Annotated in this window: 15 protein-coding genes and 1 pseudogene; 12 read left to right on the forward strand and 4 right to left on the reverse strand. The window is 72.1% G+C overall.

What is annotated here, in order from left to right:
* Nucleotides 1-191: 191 nt before the first annotated feature.
* The 4 genes from ACIBAF_RS05470 to ACIBAF_RS05485 all read left to right on the forward strand — a co-directional run bounded on the left by ACIBAF_RS05470 (nt 192) and on the right by ACIBAF_RS05485 (nt 6,969).
* Nucleotides 192-1,700 (forward strand): DUF4331 domain-containing protein, encoded by a 1,509-nt coding sequence (locus ACIBAF_RS05470; protein WP_399461780.1) that lies wholly within the window; start codon nt 192-194, stop codon nt 1,698-1,700.
* 148 nt (nt 1,701-1,848) lie between these two features.
* Nucleotides 1,849-3,594: a tetratricopeptide repeat protein gene (locus tag ACIBAF_RS05475; protein ID WP_399461781.1), complete on the forward strand. Its 1,746-nt coding sequence runs from the start codon at nt 1,849-1,851 to the stop codon at nt 3,592-3,594.
* Nucleotides 3,591-5,297 (forward strand): sulfite exporter TauE/SafE family protein, encoded by a 1,707-nt coding sequence (locus ACIBAF_RS05480; RefSeq protein WP_399461782.1) that lies wholly within the window; start codon nt 3,591-3,593, stop codon nt 5,295-5,297. The genes ACIBAF_RS05475 and ACIBAF_RS05480 overlap by 4 nt, the downstream gene beginning before the upstream one ends.
* Before the next feature lie 61 nt (nt 5,298-5,358).
* Nucleotides 5,359-6,969 (forward strand): serine/threonine-protein kinase, encoded by a 1,611-nt coding sequence (locus tag ACIBAF_RS05485; RefSeq protein ID WP_399461783.1) that lies wholly within the window; start codon nt 5,359-5,361, stop codon nt 6,967-6,969.
* Nucleotides 6,970-6,973: 4 nt separating this feature from the next.
* Here ACIBAF_RS05485 and ACIBAF_RS05490 read toward each other — a convergent pair whose 3' ends face one another.
* Nucleotides 6,974-7,780, reverse strand: a complete 807-nt coding sequence (locus ACIBAF_RS05490; protein ID WP_399461784.1) for an SGNH/GDSL hydrolase family protein — start codon at nt 7,778-7,780, stop codon at nt 6,974-6,976.
* A 623-nt stretch (nt 7,781-8,403) separates the two neighbouring features.
* Here ACIBAF_RS05490 and ACIBAF_RS05495 point away from each other — a divergent pair.
* From ACIBAF_RS05495 to ACIBAF_RS05515, 5 genes are all read left to right on the forward strand, one after another.
* A complete protein-coding gene (locus tag ACIBAF_RS05495) occupies nt 8,404-9,234 on the forward strand; it encodes a glycosyltransferase family 2 protein (protein WP_399461785.1) in 831 nt (276 codons plus the stop codon).
* The gene (locus ACIBAF_RS05500; protein WP_399461786.1) at nt 9,231-10,229 is read left to right on the forward strand and encodes a glycosyltransferase family 2 protein; all 999 of its coding nucleotides are present in this window, start codon (nt 9,231-9,233) and stop codon (nt 10,227-10,229) included. Before ACIBAF_RS05495 ends, ACIBAF_RS05500 begins: the two co-directional genes overlap by 4 nt.
* Complete coding sequence (locus tag ACIBAF_RS05505) at nt 10,226-11,011, forward strand: polysaccharide deacetylase family protein (protein WP_399461787.1); 786 nt, start codon at nt 10,226-10,228, stop codon at nt 11,009-11,011. Before ACIBAF_RS05500 ends, ACIBAF_RS05505 begins: the two co-directional genes overlap by 4 nt.
* A 163-nt stretch (nt 11,012-11,174) precedes the next feature.
* Entirely contained in the window at nt 11,175-12,269 is a 1,095-nt protein-coding gene (locus tag ACIBAF_RS05510; RefSeq protein ID WP_399461788.1) for a DUF5925 domain-containing protein, read from the forward strand.
* Between the two features lie 16 nt (nt 12,270-12,285).
* A complete protein-coding gene (locus tag ACIBAF_RS05515; RefSeq protein ID WP_399461789.1) occupies nt 12,286-13,059 on the forward strand; it encodes a DUF72 domain-containing protein in 774 nt (257 codons plus the stop codon).
* Between the two features lie 56 nt (nt 13,060-13,115).
* Here the strand turns inward: ACIBAF_RS05515 and ACIBAF_RS05520 are convergent, their stop codons facing one another.
* Entirely contained in the window at nt 13,116-13,484 is a 369-nt protein-coding gene (locus ACIBAF_RS05520; RefSeq protein WP_399461790.1) for a GntR family transcriptional regulator, read from the reverse strand.
* A 72-nt stretch (nt 13,485-13,556) separates the two neighbouring features.
* Here ACIBAF_RS05520 and ACIBAF_RS05525 point away from each other — a divergent pair, with 72 nt between their 5' ends.
* Together ACIBAF_RS05525 and ACIBAF_RS05530 are read left to right on the forward strand one after the other, a co-directional pair.
* The gene (locus ACIBAF_RS05525; protein ID WP_399461791.1) at nt 13,557-14,483 is read left to right on the forward strand and encodes a GNAT family N-acetyltransferase; all 927 of its coding nucleotides are present in this window, start codon (nt 13,557-13,559) and stop codon (nt 14,481-14,483) included.
* Entirely contained in the window at nt 14,464-14,973 is a 510-nt protein-coding gene (locus tag ACIBAF_RS05530; protein ID WP_399461792.1) for a DUF402 domain-containing protein, read from the forward strand. Before ACIBAF_RS05525 ends, ACIBAF_RS05530 begins: the two co-directional genes overlap by 20 nt.
* Nucleotides 14,974-15,068: 95 nt before the next feature.
* On the opposite strand, the gene ACIBAF_RS05535 is transcribed toward ACIBAF_RS05530, so the two are convergent.
* Entirely contained in the window at nt 15,069-15,683 is a 615-nt protein-coding gene (locus ACIBAF_RS05535; protein WP_399461793.1) for a class I SAM-dependent methyltransferase, read from the reverse strand.
* 138 nt (nt 15,684-15,821) lie between these two features.
* On the opposite strand from ACIBAF_RS05535, the gene ACIBAF_RS05540 reads away from it, so the two are divergent.
* Nucleotides 15,822-15,956: a hypothetical protein gene (locus ACIBAF_RS05540; protein WP_099937639.1), complete on the forward strand. Its 135-nt coding sequence runs from the start codon at nt 15,822-15,824 to the stop codon at nt 15,954-15,956.
* A gap of 196 nt (nt 15,957-16,152) precedes the next feature.
* Here the strand turns inward: ACIBAF_RS05540 and ACIBAF_RS05545 are convergent.
* Nucleotides 16,153-16,413: pseudogene (locus tag ACIBAF_RS05545) on the reverse strand (GNAT family N-acetyltransferase); the annotation flags it as partial.
* Between the last annotated feature and the right edge of the window lie 137 nt (nt 16,414-16,550).

Below are 16,550 nucleotides of genomic sequence, written 5' to 3' on the forward strand. Positions count from 1 at the left end.
CCGCCGCACCCGGGCCGCCCCGTCACACCAGGCATTCGCAACGAACACACCTCCGTCTGACTGGTACGGATCAGCTGGCCGGAAACGCGGGTGAGCAGGAAATAAAAAGTTTTTTGGATCCGACCAATCCGAACCCGCCCTCCGCTCCGTATCTCTGTCCGTCAGGCAAGTTGGCACAGAGGACGGACGGCATGACAGCTATCTCGCGGAGCGGCAACGGACGCAGGAGCGTCGCGACCCTCATATGCGGTGCGTTGGCCGCCGGGGGGCTCGCAGCCGCCGGCGCCGCCACGCTGGCTCCGGGGGCGGCCTACGCCTCCAGCCACCGTGAGGCCCCTCTCATCTCGGGGACCCCGCAGTACGACAACACGGACCTCTACGCGTTCGTCAGCCCGGACCACCCGGACACGACGACGATCATCGCGAACGTCATCCCCTTCGAGGAGCCCGGGGGCGGCCCGAACTTCTACCAGTTCGCCGAGGACGCCCAGTACGACGTCCGCATCGACAACGACGGTGACGCCAAGGAAGACCTGATCTTCCGCTACACCTTCAAGACGAACGTCAAGAACCGGAAGTCGTTCCTCTACAACACCGGTGTCGTCGACAGTCTCGAAGACCCCGACCTGAACGTCACGCAGACCTACGACCTGGAGCTGATCAAGCTCAAGAAGGGGAAGGTCGAGCACGAGACCAAGCTCGCGGACGACGTGCCGGTGGCGCCGTCCAACGTGGGCAAGGCCTCGATGCCGAAGTACTCGAAGCTGCGCGACGAGGCGATCTACAAGCTGTCCAACGGCTCGAAGACGTTCGCCGGCCAGGCCGACGACCCGTTCTTCGCCGACCTGCGGGTCTTCGACCTGCTGTACGGCGGTGACCTCTCCGAGGTCGGCAACGACACCCTCAAGGGCTACAACGTCAACACGATCGCCCTTCAGGTGCCGAACGACCTGATCGCCGAGTCGAAGCACCAGCCGATCGTCGGCATCTGGTCGACCACCCAGCGCGAGAACGCCGAGGGCTACTACACGCAGGTCTCGCGGCTGGGCAACCCGCTGGTCAACGAGGTCGTCAACCCGATCAAGGACAAGGACAAGTTCAACGCGTCCAAGCCCAAGGACGACGGCCAGTTCCTGAAGAACGTCACCAACCCCGAGCTGCCGAAGCTCATCGAGGCGATCTACAAGATCAAGGCCCCGAAGGAGCCGCGCAACGACCTCGTCGACGTGTTCCTGAAGGGCGTCAAGGGCCTCAACCAGCCGGCCTACGTGACGCCTTCGGAGGAACTGCGCCTCAACACCTCCATCAAGCCCGCCGCCAGCCCCAAGCGGCTCGGCGTGCTCGACGGTGACAACGCGGGCTTCCCGAACGGCCGCCGCCTCACCGACGACGTGATCGACGCCTCGCTGCAGGTCGTCGAGGGCGAGCTGGTCGGTTCCAAGAACGACCTGGGCGACGCGGTCGACAAGAACGACAAGGACTTCGAGAAGTACTTCCCCTACATCGCCCTGCCGACCGAGGGTTCGCGCGGCGCGACCGCCAAGGGCGGCGCCGACGTCAAGAGCCAGCTCGGCGACGCCCTCACGGGCTCCGACGACAACACCGCGCTGATCGCGTCCTCCGCGGGCGCCGGCGCGGCGGGCATCCTCCTCATCGGCGGTGGGCTGATGTGGTGGCGCGGGCGGCGGCGCGCCTACTAGGCCCTGCTGCGAGACGGGCCGGGGAGAATCCTGCGCTCCCCGGCCCACCCCACCGACTGGCGCGGCCCGCGTACTCATCCCCCACGACGCGGGCCGCGCCACCCCCACGCGAGCAGGCTGATCCACCCCAGGCGACCTAGGAGAGGGCATGTCCCCGCGGACGAACGACGGCGAACCGGAGCGGGCGGCCTCCGGCCGACCGGCAGCGGCTTCAGACCGACCGACACCGAACGCCGGTCCGGTGCCCCAGGACGCCGTGCACGAGCCGGAAACCGGGGACGCGACCACTGCGCACGATCCGGCGGAGCCGGAGACCGCGCCGGGGACCGCGCCCACGACCACCGCCTCCGAAGGCGCCGCCACCGAGGCCACCACCGCCGAGGCCACCACCGCGGAGGGCGACTCGGCCGAGGGCGACTCGGCGGAGGCTGAGGTCACCGACGCCGCGGAGGCCGTCAGCCCCCTTACGCCCCTCGCCGACGCGAACAGCGTGACCGAGAGCGGCACTGCCGCGCGCGGCGACGATCGGGTCGCCGCCGTGCGTCGTGTCGGCGCCGCGGGGCGGCGCTGGCGGGGCGTTCAACTCGGGGCCTGTGCCGCGATGTTGGCCGTCGCGCTCACCGCAGGCGCGATCGCGCTGGGGGCCGCGCGGGACGGGAAGGACGTGCCCGTCGCGACCGCCGCCGCGGTCTCCCCGGGGCTCCTCGCCAGTGGCGACCTCGACTCGGGCATCACCGCGCTCCAGGCCCATCTCCGCGCCCAGCCCAAGGACTTCGGCAGCTGGGCCACCCTCGGACTCGCCTACGTCGAGCAGGCCCGCACCAAGGGCGACCCCTCCCGCTACCCGCAGGCCGAGCAGGCCCTGAAGCGGTCCCTCGCCCTGCGCCCCGACAACGACCAGGCCCTCGCCGGCCGGGCCGCCCTCGCCGCCGCCCGGCACGACTTCGCCAACGCGTTGAACTTCGCCGACCAGGCGTTGAAGCAGAACCCGTACAGCGAACGCGCCCTGTGCTCCCGCATCGACGCCCTCGTCGAACTCGGCCGCTACGACGACGCCGAGCAGGCCGTGCAGACGGCCGACGAACGGCGGCCCGGCGTACCGGTGTTCACCCGCTACGCCTACGTCCACGAGCTGCGCGGCGACGTCACCACCGCCCGCCGGGTCCTGGACCGGGCGCTCGCCGCCTCGACCTCCCCCGGCGACATCGCCTACGTCGCCTCCCAGCTCGGCCAACTCGCCTGGAACCAGGGCGACTACCCCACCGCGCTCACCCACTACGCCCGCGCCCTCGCCGCCGACGAGAACTACCTCCCGGCGCTGGAGGGCCGCGCCCGCGCCCAGGCGGCGAGCGGTCAACGGGCCGAGGCCATCAAGGGGTTGGAGCTCATCGTCACCCGGTATCCGCTCCCCGGCCCGCTGGTGGAGCTCGGTGAGCTGTACGAGTCCCGGGGCGCCCAGGGCGACACCGCGAAGGCCCAGGACCAGTACGCCCTCGTCGACGCGTGGACCGCGATCGCCCGCGCCAACGGCGTCAACGCCGACCTCGACACCGCGCTCGCCGCCGCCGACCACGGCGACCGGGCGACGGCCCTGCGCGCGGCCCGCGACGACTGGTCCCGCCGGCACACCGTGCACACGGCGGACGCCCTCGCCTGGGCGCTGCACGTCAACGGCAAGGACGCCGAGGCGCTCCCCTACGCCCGGCAGGCCACGGCCACCGGTTACCGCAACGCGGCCTTCCTCTACCACCGCGGTGTGATCGAGAAGGCCACCTCCCACCCCGCCGACGCCCGTACCCACCTCTCCGCCGCCCTGAAGCTGAACCCCGGCTTCTCCCCGCTGGGCGCCCGCGAGGCCCGTACGGCACTCAAGACGCTGGAGGCGAGCAAGTGAGGTCGCGTCGTCGTCTGTTCGCCTCCTGCGCGGCCGTGTTCACGGCCGGCTGCGCGCTCGCGCTGGTTCCTTCCGCCGGCGCGAGCGCGCACCCCCTCGGCAACTTCACCGTCAACCGCTACGACGGTCTCGTCGCCGCCCCGGGACACCTGCGCGTCGACCACGTCGAGGACCTCGCCGAGATCCCGGCGACCCAGGCGAAGCCGGACATCAAGCGGCTCGGGATGACCGAGTGGGCCCGGCAGCGGTGCGCGACGGCCGCGAGCGGCAGCAGGCTCACCGTCGACGGCCGTGCCGTCACCCTCGCCGCGGGCGGCGCCAAGGCGGTCGTACGGCCCGGTCAGGCGGGACTCGACACCCTGCGCGTCGAGTGCCGGCTGACGGCCCCGCTGCCCGACGAGGACACCGTCGCCCTCGGCTTCCACAGCGAGGGCGCCACCAGCGGCCCCGGCTGGCGCGAGATCACCGCCCGCGGCGACCGTATGACGCTCACCGACTCCGACGTGCCGAAGAAGTCGGTCTCGGGCGAACTCACCAGCTATCCCAAGGAGTTGCTCTCCTCCCCGGCCGACACCTCGACCGCGTCCGTGACGGTGCGGCCCGGTGGCGCGGCCCTCGTCGAGGACAAGCGGGACGCGCCGGCCGCGTCCGTGCTGCCGCGCGGCGCCGACCGCTGGACGCAGGCCCTGGACGACCTGGTCGCCCGGCAGCACTTCACCGTCGGTTTCGCCGCGCTGGCCCTGGTGATCGCCGTCGGCCTCGGCGCGATGCACGCCGTCGCGCCCGGGCACGGCAAGACCATCATGGCGGCGACGGCGGCCGCCCGGGGCGGCAAGGCCCGGATGAAGGACGTCCTGCCGCTCGCCGCCTCCGTCACCATCACCCACACCCTGGGCGTCGTCGCCCTCGGCCTCCTCGTCACCGCCGGTTCGGCCGCGGCGCCGTCGGTGATCGCCTGGCTGGGCCTGGCGAGCGGCGCGCTGGTGCTCTTCGCGGGCGCGAGCCTGGCCCGCCGGGCCTGGCGCAACCGCGGACCCGGGCACGGCCACGGACACGGCCACGACCACGGGCATGAGCACGGCCACGACCACGGGGACGGACACGGCCACGATCACGGCCCTGACCACGGACATGATCACGGCCACGACCACGCGCCTGCCAAGCCCCCCGCCCGTCAACTGGCCCTCGTGGGCGGCCCCACCCCGCACACGCATGCCCATCACGCCCCTGAGCCCGCCCAAGACCATGGTCACGACCATGACCACAGCCACGATCACCACGAGCACCACGAGCACCACGAGCACGACCACACCCACACGCACACCCACGGCGGCCACACCCACACCCACGCCGTCGCCCCCACCCTTCGCGGCACCATCCTGCTCGGGTTCGCCGGCGGCATGGTCCCCAGCCCGTCCGCCGTGGTCGTGCTGGTCGGCGCGGCGGCGCTCGGTCAGGCCTGGTTCGGGCTGCTGCTCGTCGTCGCGTACGGCGTCGGGCTCGCGCTGACCCTCACCGCCGCCGGGTTCGCCGTCGTCAGGCTGGGTGCGGGGGCGACCCGCCTGCTGGACCGGCAGCCGCGCTGGACGACCCACCCGGCCGTGACGCTCGTCCGCCGCAACATGCCCCTGTGGTCCGCGTTCCTCGTCGTCGCCCTCGGCGCCGGACTGGTGCTCAAGGGGGCCGCATCCGTACTCGGCTGAGCTACGTTTGGGGAGTTGCGGAGGTTTTCGCCCGGATACGAAGAGCGGAATGGGGGGCGCGGTGTCCGAAGAACCGGGCAGTGAACGTCTGATCGCGGGCCGCTACCGTCTGCTGACCCCGCTCGGCGAGGGCGGCATGGGAACGGTGTGGCGGGCCCATGACGAGGTGCTGCACCGCGAGGTCGCCGTCAAGGAGGTGCGCGCCCCGCACGGGCTGTCGGCCTCGGACGTCGAGCGGATGTACGCCCGGCTGGAGCGCGAGGCCTGGGCCGCGGCCCGGGTCGCGAACCGGAACGTCGTGACGGTGTACGACGTGGCCACGCAGGACGGCCGGCCCTGGATCGTCATGGAGATCGTGCGCGGGATCTCCCTCGACGAACTGCTGGACGCGGAGGGACCGCTGGAACCGGCGCGGGCCGCGCACATCGGGGCCGAGGTGCTGTCCGCGCTGCGGGCCGCGCACGAGGCCGGGGTGCTGCACCGGGACGTGAAGCCGGCGAACGTGCTGCTGTCGAACGACGGCCGGGTGGTGCTCACCGACTTCGGCATCGCGACCGTCGAGGGCACCTCCGCGCTGACCATGACCGGCGAGGTCATCGGCTCCCCCGAGTTCCTCGCGCCGGAGCGCGCGCTGGGGCGTACGCCGGGGCCCGAGTCGGACCTGTGGTCGCTGGGCGTGCTGCTGTACGCGGCGGTCGAGGGCAACTCCCCGTTCCGGCACGACACCCCGCTGAGCACCCTGCGTGCGATCGTCGACGAGGAGCTGCCGCCGCCGTACCGGGCGGGGCCGCTGGCGCCGGTGATCGAGGGGCTGCTGCGCAAGGATCCGGCCCAGCGGCTGCCGGCCGACAGGGCCGAGCACGACCTGCGGATCGTCGCGGCGGGCGGCGACCCGTTCGCGGACGCGGCCGGTGCGACGGCGCAGGCGCCGTACACGCCGTATCCGCCGACGGTCGCGACCCCCGCCGAGCCGCTCCGTCAGGGGCCGCCGACGCCGCCCCAGCCCTGGACGGCGGCCCCGGCGACGACCGGCTCGAACCAGCCGGAGCGCAACCGGCGCGCGGGTGTGGTCCTGGTCGTCGGGGTGGCGGTGCTGGCGCTGGCGGTCGCCGGGCTGACGTACGGGCTGCTGAACCGTGACGACGGCAGCGGCGGCGGCACCGGCGGCGTCACCAACAGCGCTACGGAGGTCGCGAGTTCGCCTGCGACGCGGCCGGAGTCGAGCAAGGAGACCAGCGAGTCGCCGAGCCCGAGTCCGAGCGAGAGCGCCTCCTCCGAGGCGCCGGCGCAGACCGTCGCGGTCACCGTCAGCGGCGCGCACACCGAGTACTCCGGCTCGTGTCCGCCGGCGGAGGCCGACGCGCCCGCCTTCACGGCGACGATCACCGTGGGGCAGCTGCCCGCGACGGTGTCCTACCGCTGGGTGACGAAGGACGGCGAGCTCTCCGGGCAGACCTGGAAGACGCTCGAGTTCCCGTCGGGCGGGGGCAAGTCCAAGCAGGACAAGGTGATCGTGTCGACGTACGCGCAGAGCGGGACGTACGAGAACGCGATCGGCGTCGAGGTGCGGGAGCCGGTGAAGGCGACGTCCGACTCGGTGCCGTTCTCGGTCACCTGCGAGGAGGAGACCCCGTCGACCGGGGCCTCCTCCTCGCCCTCGCCGTCCGAGTGAGCGCTCAGGCCGCGCTGTTCAGGACCGGCAGGTAGCCACCCGACTGACCGGATGCGGTCGGGTGGTAGGACTCGCCGATGTTGAGCAGGTTGAGGCTGTGCAGCCAGGAGCTGCCGGAGCAGATCTCGTGACCGGTGAACGGGGTGCGGACGTCGCCGAAGGCGAAGCCGTGGGCTGCGGCGCGCTTCGCGGTCGCGGCGTCGAGGTAGTCCGCCGCGGCGTTGATGGCGGAGCGCTTGGTGTCGGACAGGCCCAGGCAGAGCGTGCCGAGGTCGTAGAAGCGGGGGTAGCCGATGACGACCACGTGCGCGTTGGGCGCCTTGGCGCTGATCGTCGAGTAGACGGTGTCGAGTTTGCCGGGGAGCGTCGAGTCGACGTAGGCCTTGGCGGTGTTGATGCGGTTGAGGCAGGTGCTGTCGGAGCCGGTGACACAGGTCGTCATGACGTCGGCGAAGCCCGCGTCGTTGCCGCCGACGGTGAGGGAGACCAGGCCGGTGGAGGAGTTCAGGCCGCCGAGCTGGTTCGCCAGAACATCACCCGTACGAGCGCCTGAACAGGCCGCGAAGGTGAACGAGGCGGGGGCGTGGGCGGCGTTCCAGAGGTACGGGTACGCCTTGGTGCTGCGCTTGCAGTCGCCGCTGGAGCTGATGTAGCTGCCCGCGCCGACGCCGGAGGAGTAGGAGTCGCCGAGCGCCGCATAGCCGCCGGTCGCGGCTGGTTGGGACGCGTGCGCCGAGGCCGCCCCGGTGAGGGCGGCGCCGACGGCGAGGAGGAGCGAGCTGACGAATACGACAAGTCGGGAACGTCTCATGGAACCTCCCTTTAGCAGGATCTCTGCCACAACTGTCGTAGCAACTACGCGTGTTGACGGGAAGTGTCCATGCCAAGACTTTCTGTGCCCTGACGGGATCGTTCACGGCCTCTTTTCGCTCGCCTTATTGCGTGTCCACATCAGACTTACTGACAGCCCCTCAACTCCCTTTTCTCTCAAAGCCGCACATCCGTTCTGGTCGGGACGCATCATTCTGTAACGGTCAAACGAACAAAAAGGTAAGGGAGCCGCCAAGGGCTTGCCATCCGGGCTTAATCATCAATACCGTCATACTTCTCACTCGCATCGGACCGTCGGCATCGGCTCCAGGGGAGGGCTCAGGGACCGCGGCGGCATCCGGGGCGAGAGCGCGGTAGGGGGGTGCCGAGCTCGGTGTCCGCAAGGGCGACCGGGCCGTGCCGCGCAATCGGCCGCCGTCTTTCGCCGGTGGCCGGTCAGCTTTGCCAGCTCACCCGGCGTGCGCGCAGAGCGTGCCGCCATGTCGTGCTGTACGGCCGTGGCCGTGCCGTTCGTGGGTGAGACACCAAACCCCCCTTTCGAACCGGACATGGATTCCGGGCCGCCCAGGGGCGGGCGGCCCACCGGACGAGAGGGACCAACTCATGAGTTCCGTTCTGCAGCCGGCGACCTCGGGCGAGGATCTTCAAGGCCCACAGGCCGTCGACAAGTACCGGCCCATCTCCTCTCACCTGGCCATCGCTCCGCCGGTGAGCGTGGTCATCCCCGCGATGAACGAGGCCGAGAACCTTCCGTACGTCTTCAAGACCCTGCCGGACTGGATCCACGAAGTGGTCCTGGTCGACGGCAACTCCACCGACGCCACCGTCCAGGTCGCGCGTGAACTGTGGCCCGGCGTCAAGGTCGTCGGCCAGCAGGGCCGGGGCAAGGGCGACGCCCTGATCACCGGCTTCGAGGCGTGCACCGGCGACATCATCGTGATGGTCGACGCGGACGGCTCGGCCGACGGCAACGAGATCGTGTCGTATGTCTCCGCCCTCGTCTCGGGCGCGGACTTCGCCAAGGGCTCCCGCTTCGCCAACGGCGGCGGCACCGACGACATGACCTTCATCCGCTGGCTCGGCAACCGGGTCCTGTGCGCCATCGTCAACCGCAAGTTCGGCGCCCGCTACACCGACCTGTGCTACGGCTACAACGCGTTCTGGCGGCACTGCCTGGACAAGGTCGAGCTCGACTGCACCGGCTTCGAGATCGAGACCCTGATCAACATCCGGGTCGTCAAGGCCGGACTGAAGGTCCAGGAGATCCCCAGCCACGAGTACCTGCGCATCCACGGCGTCAGCAACCTGCGCGCCGTCCGCGACGGGCTGCGCGTCCTGCGGGTGATCCTCAGGGAGCGGTCCAACCGGCGGGCGCTGCGCCGCCTGGTCCGCCGCTCGCCGATGCTCGACTCGGTCCGGGGGGACGCGTCTTGAGCACGATCGACGTCTCCGTCGTCGTCTGCGTGTACACCGAGGACCGCTGGGAGGACATCCTCGCGGCGGTCGCCTCGGTGCGCGCGCAGACCCACCCGGCCCTGGAGACCCTGCTCGTCGTCGACCACAACCCGACGCTCCTGGACCGGCTGAGAAGCGAGTACAAGGAGACCGACGAGGTGCAGGTGCTGCCCAACGCGGGCCCGCGCGGTCTGTCGGCCGGCCGCAACACCGGCATCGCCGCCTCGCACGGCGAGGTGGTGGCCTTCCTCGACGACGACGCCGTCGCCGAACGGGACTGGCTGCGCCGGTTCGCCGACCCCTACTCCGACCCCCGGGTGCTCGCCGTGGGCGGCCGGGCGGTGCCCGTGTGGTCGTCGGGGCGGCGGCCCGACTGGTTCCCCGAGGAGTTCGACTGGGTGGTGGGCTGCTCCTACCGGGGCCTGCCGCCCGGCCGGGTCCGGGTGCGCAACATCCTCGGCGGGAACGCCTCCTTCCGGCGCAGCGCGTTTCAGTTCGTGGGCGGCTTCGCCACCGGCATCGGACGCGACGGCAGCAAACGGCCGATGGGCGGCGAGGAGACGGATCTGTGCATCCGGCTCAGCCGCGCGAGACCCGACGCGATCCTGCTGATGGACGACCGCGCGGTGATCCACCACAAGGTGCCCGAGGGGCGCGAGCGCTTCGGGTACTTCCGCACGCGCACCTACGCCGAAGGCCTGTCCAAGGCGCTGGTCGCCCGCAGCGTCGGCGTCGACAAGGGGCTGGAGACCGAACGCCGGTACACCACCCGGGTGTTGCCGGCCGGTGTGGTCCGCGGGCTGCGCGACCTGCTGCTGGCCCGCCCCGGCGGGGCCCGGCGGGCGGGCGCGATCGTCGCCGGGGTGCTGCACGCGGCCGGCGGGTACGTGGTCGGCAGCATGCGGGCGCGCAGGGCGGGGACGACGTTCGCCGTGGTGCCGATCTCCCTGGACGACGTGGAGCGGGCCGCATGACGCCGGAGCGCGTGCCGATCCTCATGTACCACGCGGTCGCCGCCGACCCCGGCGACGCCACCCGCACGCTCTCGGTCACCCCCGAGGCGTTCGCCGAGCAGCTCGCGGTGATCGCGGACCGGGGCCTGACCCCGCTCACCACGGCGGACCTGGCGGCCCGCTGGCGGGCGGGCCGGCCGCTGCCGGACCGCCCGGTGCTGATCACCTTCGACGACGGCTACGAGGGCGTGCACCGGCACGCCCTCCCGGCCCTGGCCGAGCACGGCTTCCCGGCCACCCTGTTCGTCTCCACCGGCTGGATCCGGGGCGCCTACGACACCGGCGGCGGCCTGGACACCATGCTGGACTGGCATCAGATACGCCGACTGGCGGACGCGGGCGTCGAGATCGGCGGCCACAGCCACACCCACCCGCAGCTCGACCAGCTCGACGACGCGACGCTGCGCGCCGAGCTGACCCGCTGCCGGGACATCGTCGCCGACGAACTGGGCGCCCTGCCCGTGTCGTTCGCCTACCCGTACGGCTACTCCAGCCGCCGGGTGCGGGCGGCGGTGCGCGGCCACGGCTTCGCCCAGGCGCTCGCGGTGGGCAATTCCCTCGCCCGGCGCGCTCAAGGGCCGTACGCCCTGCGGCGGGTGACGGTACGGCGGGCCACGGACGCCACGGAGTTCGAACGGCTGCTCGACGGCCGGGCGATCGGCCGTACGTTCGCCCGGGACCGGGCGCTGACCAAGGGGTACGCCGTGGTCCGGCGCACCCGGCGACTCCAGCGACTGGTGTGAAGGGGTGGCCCCGGCGGAGCCCGTCGGGGCCACCCCGCACGACCCGGACCTGTCGGCCGCACCCGGGACACGGGGCGCACCGGACACATCCGACACACCGGGCACACCACGCGCACTGCGGAAACCGGGTGCAGACGGGGCCCGCGTGCCGGATCATGGCCGCATGTCTGCCCAGCCACAGGACGCTCTGCCGATCCGGCTCACCGTCGACGACTCCGACTCCCCGTCCGATGTCGTCGACGCGCTGTTCCTCGGCCGCTTCGCGACGGGCGAGCAGCCGTACTCGCACGCCGCGAACATCGACCGCGTACGCACCGGTGCGACCCTGCTGCCGCCGCACGCCCGCGTGCTGCGCGTCGCCCGCGACGAGGACCGCAGCGCCACCCTGGCCGAGGGGGACGGCTGGACGCTGCTGGTGTCCCGCTGGAACCGCGGCGCCGACGTCACGGTCACCGCGACCACCGCCGAACTCGCCGCGAAGGTGCTCGACGAGGCCACCGAGGGCGCGGCGGACGAGCCCGAACCCCAGCCGGAGAACGTGACCATGGGGTTCTGGTACGTCTCCCCGCGGCGCGGCCCGCACCGCACCACCCGGCAGATCTCCGCGGGCACCTGGGACGAGGTGCGCCCCAACTACACGGCCCCCGTCGCCGAGGCGTTGGACCGTCTGATGGGGACGACCCCCGAGGACATCGCGGGCCGGCTGCTCCTGTTGCACGGCCCGCCCGGCACCGGCAAGACCTCGGCGCTGCGCACCCTGGCCCGGTCCTGGCGGGAGTGGTGCCAGGTGGACTGCGTCCTCGACCCCGAACGGCTGTTCTCCGACGTCGGCTATCTGATGGACATCGCGATCGGCGAGGAGGACGGCACGGGCAAGGGCCGCTGGCGGCTGCTGCTCCTGGAGGACTGCGACGAGCTGATCCGCGGTGAGGCCAAGCACACGGCGGGCCAGGCGCTGTCGCGGCTGCTGAACCTCACCGACGGCCTGCTCGGCCAGGGCCGCAACGTCCTGGTGGGCGTGACGACCAACGAGGACCTGGAGCGCCTGCACCCCGCCGTCGTCCGCCCCGGCCGCTGTCTGGCCCGGATCGAGGTCGGCCCGCTGACCCGGGGGGAGGCCGTGGACTGGTTGGGCACGGAGGAGGGCGTCGGCCGCGAGGGCGCGACGCTGGCGGAGTTGTACGCACTGCGCCGGGGCACCTCCCCGACCTCGCTGCCGGAGCCCCGGGGGCGGTCGGACGCGGGACTGTACCTGTAGGTGTTTTGATGGAGGTATGACGCTGTACGTCGGCACGTCGGGCTGGCAGTACAAGGACTGGAGGGGCGTCCTGTACCCGGCCGACGTGCCCGTGCGGCGGTGGCTGGAGGAGTACACGGAGCATTTCGCCACCGTCGAGATCAACAACGCCTTCTACCGGCTGCCGTCGCGGGAGACGTTCGCGTCCTGGTCCGAGCGGGTGCCGGCGGACTTCACGGTCGCGGTGAAGGCGAGCCGCTATCTGACCCACATCAAGCGGCTGAAGGACCCCGAGGAGCCGGTGCACCGGCTGATGACCCACGCGGCCGGCCTCGGCGCGCGGCTCGGCCCGGTCCTGCTCCAGCTGCCGCCGACCCTGCGGGCCGACGCCGAGCTGCTGGACGCCTGTCTGTCCTGCTTCCCCTCGGGCACGCGGGTCGCGGTGGAGCCACGTCACGACTCGTGGTGGACCTCCGAGGTGCGGGACGTCCTGCGATCCCGGGGCGCTGCCCTGTGCTGGGCCGACGTCCTCTCCCGCCCGGTCACCCCGCTGTGGCGGACCGCCGACTGGGGCTACGTCCGCTTCCACCAGGGCCGCGCCCAGCCGTGGCCGCGCTACGGGCAGCGCGCCCTGGAGAGCTGGGTCGACCGCATCGCGACGACCTGGCGGGACGGGGACGACGTGTACGCGTACTTCAACAACGACCCGGGCGGCGCGGCGGTCGGGGACGCGGCGCTGTTCGGCAGGACGGCGGAGCGGGCGGGCCTGACGGTGACCCGCACCCCTCGCGCCCTCGCGGCACGCGGCTGATCACGCCCGGCCGATCACGACCGGTCGATCACTCCTGGTCGGTCACTCCTGACCGGTCACTCCTGGTAGGCCGCCCGCAGGGCGTCCCGTACGGCCGCCGACGCCTGCTCCTGGGTGAGCCCGAGCCGCCGCACCCGCTCGGCGTAGGCCTGCGCCGCGGTCGCCGCCTCACGCTCCGCCGCCGACCCCGCCGCGGCGACGAACGTGCCGCCCCGGCCCCGGGTCTCGATCACCCCGTCCGCCTCCAGCGCCCGGTACGCCTTGGCGACGGTGTTCGCGGCGAGGCCGAGCGACTCGGCCAGTCCCCGCACCGTCGGCAGGCGGTAGCCGACCGGCAGCGCTCCCGACCGCGCCTGCCCGGAGATCTGCGCCCGCACCTGCTCGTACGGCGCGGCGCTCTCATCGATGTGGATCTTCAAGGTCACGGGCCGATTGTCCCGTACCCACCGCGAAATTGAGAGGCACGGGGACGCCGCTCCCCCGTAGCGTCCGTTCACATGACCGTCATCGTGCGCGCTCTGCGCCCCGACGCACCCGCAGACATCGAGGGCTTCATCCGGGTCCGGCACCTCGCTCTGCCTTACGTGTTCTTCAGCCCTGCGTCCGTGCTGCACAGCCTCGCCCTGTCCCCTCCCGACGCCCACGCCAGCAAGCTGGTCGCGGTGGAGGACGGCGAGGTCATCGGAACGGCCCAGGCAGGGCTCGCCCATGAGAGCCCCGAACCCGGGCAGGGCTCGCTCAACGTGTACGTGGACCCGGCGCGCACCGGACGCGGCGCGGGCGCGCTGCTGGTCCGCACGGCGGAGGAGCATCTGTCGGCGCACGGGGCGACGAAGCTGTTCAGCTGGGTCCTGGACGAGCCGGGCAACCGTGCCTTCGCCGAGCGCCGCGGCTACCGGGCGAGCCGCTCCTCTCACTTCCTCCGCCTGGACCTGGCCCACGCCACGCTGCCGCCGCGCCGAGAACCCCCGCCCGGCGTCGAGCTGCGCACGGCCGCCGACTTCGCCGACGACCCGCGCCCGCTGTTCGCCCTGGACGCGGACACGGCGTCGGACGAACCGAGCGACATCGACACCGAGTTCACGGACTACGAGGCCTGGGTCGACGAGTACTGGAAGCATCCCCACCTGAACCTGGACCTGACCTCGGTCGCCGTGGCCGACGGCCGTCCGGTCGCCTTCAGCGTGGCCCACACCGAGGGCGATCGCTACAGCACGGGCATGACCGGCACCGCCCGCACCCACCGCGGCCGTGGCCTGGCGAAACTCGTCAAGAACGACTCGCTGCACCGCGCCCGCGCCGCGGGGTGCCGCAAGGCCTGCACGGGCAACGACGCGGACAACGGGCCTATGCTCGCGATCAACAAGTGGTTCGGGTACGAGATCTGCGCGACGGAGGTGCGGTATGTCCGCGAACTCGGCTGAGCCGGCTGCCCCGGTGCGTGCGGTGGACGTCGTCCTGGTCAAGGGCGGCCGGACGAAGATCCGTTACGCGGCCGAGCTGCTGTCGGACGACGGCGCCAGGATCGCCGTGCGCGCCCCCTGGGCCGGTGACGGCGTACGCGACTTCGGGTTCGTACGGTTCGAGGCGGGTGACGTCTTCACCGAGTACTACTGGCGGGACCGCTGGTACGCGGTGAAGGAGGTCCGCGACCGGGCGGGCGCCCTGAAGGGCTGGTACTGCGACATCACCCGCCCGGCCACGCTCTCCGGCGCCGAACTGACCGTCGAGGACCTCGACCTGGACCTGTGGCGCTCCGCCGACGGGACGGACGTCCGGCGGCTGGACGAGGACGAGTTCGAGGAGAGCGGGCTGGCGCGGACCGACCCGGCGGCAGCGGCGGCCGCCGTGGCCGCTCTGAACGAGCTGGAGACACTGGCGCACGACGGCGACTTCGAGGCCCTGCTGGCGTGAGGCCCTGCTGGCGTGAGGCCCTGCTGGCGTGAGGGCCTGCTGGCGTGAGGGCCTGCGGGTCCAGCTGCGTCGGGCGGTTGCGGCGGGCGGCTGCTTCACACCGTCGCCACCACCGCATACCGCTCGTCGTCCACGGCCCGGCCCCACAGTCCCGCGTCCTGCGACAGCCGTTCCACGCGCGCGTGCTCGGTCAGCGGGGCCAGCAGGGCGGTGAGCCGGTCCGCCGGTATGCCGACCGGGGCGACGGTCCCCCAGACGCCCTCGACCAGCACGAGCCGACCTCCCGGCCGCAGCAGGTCGCGCCAGTGCCGCAGGGCCCGGGCGGGGTCGGGCAGGGTCCACAGCACATGCCGTACGAGCACGGCGTCGAAGCGCTGCTCGCCGACCGGGGGCGCCGCCGCGTCACCGAGGAGGAACACCGCGTCACGCCCGGCGAGTTTGGCGCGGGCCAGGTCGATCATGGGCGGGGACAGGTCGACCCCCGTCACCCGGTGTCCCTGTTCGGCGGCGAGGAGCGACAGGCTGCCGGTGCCGCAGCCGAGGTCGAGAACGTCACCGCCGCGGTCGGGCAGCCAGGTGCGCAGCCGCCGGGCCCAGGCGGCGCGCACCTCGGGGTCGCGCAGGCCGTGGTCCGGCTCCTCGTCGAAGGCGGGCGCCGCCGCGTCCCAGTCGACGCCGGCCGAAGTCGCTTCGTCACTCTTTTTCATCATGTGCCCAAGAGTGACACCCACCACTGACACTCGAATCGTGACAGCCGCCACTGACAGATCGGGGGCGATGAGGAACTCTCCCCGAAAGGGTCTACCTCCGTGAGAACGCGGAACCCGGTGGCCCTGAAGGAGGCAGCCATGCGCCGTACCACCGTGCAGAAGCCCCTGAAGAAGACGGACTCCCGCCGGCTCCGCGACGAGGCCGAGGAACGGCCCGCCGGGCGCCCCGAGGTGCGCAAGGACATCGCACGCACCTGGTGGCCGGACGGGTGAGAGACGCCGCACGCTGCAGGCTGTCCGCGTCGCGGCGGGACACGCCGGAGGGGTGGCATTGCGCAAGCAGTCGAGCGCCCGTGAACCTCAGCTCGCAAGGGCTGGAATCTCTCGCTGTCAGGCGAGGGAGGATGTCAAATCATCGCGTTCGTGCAGATCCTGAACGCCGCAGCGTCCACCCCTACACCCTCACTGGGGCGTCGGGGCAGACGGCGATGCTGTCGAGGAACAGGTGGTCCGCGAACGCCTCGACCACCACCAGGCCGACCACCGCGCCGCCGACCGGATCGCCGGTGACGTACACCTTCCCCGCGGCCACGTTCGCCGCGTGGTCCGCCTCCATGGGCTGCGGCACGCGCCCGATGCGCTCGATGCAGTGCGTGTACGCGGCGTCCGTGACGGCTTTCACCGCCGGCACGTCGGCCGCGGTCGCGGGCCGGATCTCCTCACTCGTCATGCCGTGCACGCTACCTACCTGAGCTGAGGCTCAGCACGTCCTTAAGGGGACCCTAAAGATCGCCGCCGACCGCCCCCAGCAGGCGTTTTCACGGTTTCTTGGCCTTGCGGACTCCGGGGCCTGACCGGCGGCTCAGG

The organism is Streptomyces sp. NPDC051677 (assembly GCF_044453465.1).
Classification (GTDB): Bacteria; Actinomycetota; Actinomycetes; order Streptomycetales; family Streptomycetaceae; genus Streptomyces.

Bases quoted from the DNA above. Each gene is read 5' to 3' on its own strand.
- ACIBAF_RS05475 (WP_399461781.1), top strand. From the start codon at position 1,849: ATGTCCCCGCGGACGAACGACGGCGAACCGGAGCGGGCGGCCTCCGGC.
- ACIBAF_RS05490 (WP_399461784.1), bottom strand. From the start codon at position 7,780: ATGAGACGTTCCCGACTTGTCGTATTCGTCAGCTCGCTCCTCCTCGCC.
- ACIBAF_RS05470 (WP_399461780.1), top strand. From the start codon at position 192: ATGACAGCTATCTCGCGGAGCGGCAACGGACGCAGGAGCGTCGCGACC.
- ACIBAF_RS05515 (WP_399461789.1), top strand. From the start codon at position 12,286: ATGACGCTGTACGTCGGCACGTCGGGCTGGCAGTACAAGGACTGGAGG.
- ACIBAF_RS05525 (WP_399461791.1), top strand. From the start codon at position 13,557: ATGACCGTCATCGTGCGCGCTCTGCGCCCCGACGCACCCGCAGACATC.
- ACIBAF_RS05495 (WP_399461785.1), top strand. From the start codon at position 8,404: ATGAGTTCCGTTCTGCAGCCGGCGACCTCGGGCGAGGATCTTCAAGGC.
- ACIBAF_RS05540 (WP_099937639.1), top strand. From the start codon at position 15,822: ATGCGCCGTACCACCGTGCAGAAGCCCCTGAAGAAGACGGACTCCCGC.
- ACIBAF_RS05535 (WP_399461793.1), bottom strand. From the start codon at position 15,683: ATGATGAAAAAGAGTGACGAAGCGACTTCGGCCGGCGTCGACTGGGAC.
- ACIBAF_RS05530 (WP_399461792.1), top strand. From the start codon at position 14,464: ATGTCCGCGAACTCGGCTGAGCCGGCTGCCCCGGTGCGTGCGGTGGAC.
- ACIBAF_RS05505 (WP_399461787.1), top strand. From the start codon at position 10,226: ATGACGCCGGAGCGCGTGCCGATCCTCATGTACCACGCGGTCGCCGCC.
- ACIBAF_RS05510 (WP_399461788.1), top strand. From the start codon at position 11,175: ATGTCTGCCCAGCCACAGGACGCTCTGCCGATCCGGCTCACCGTCGAC.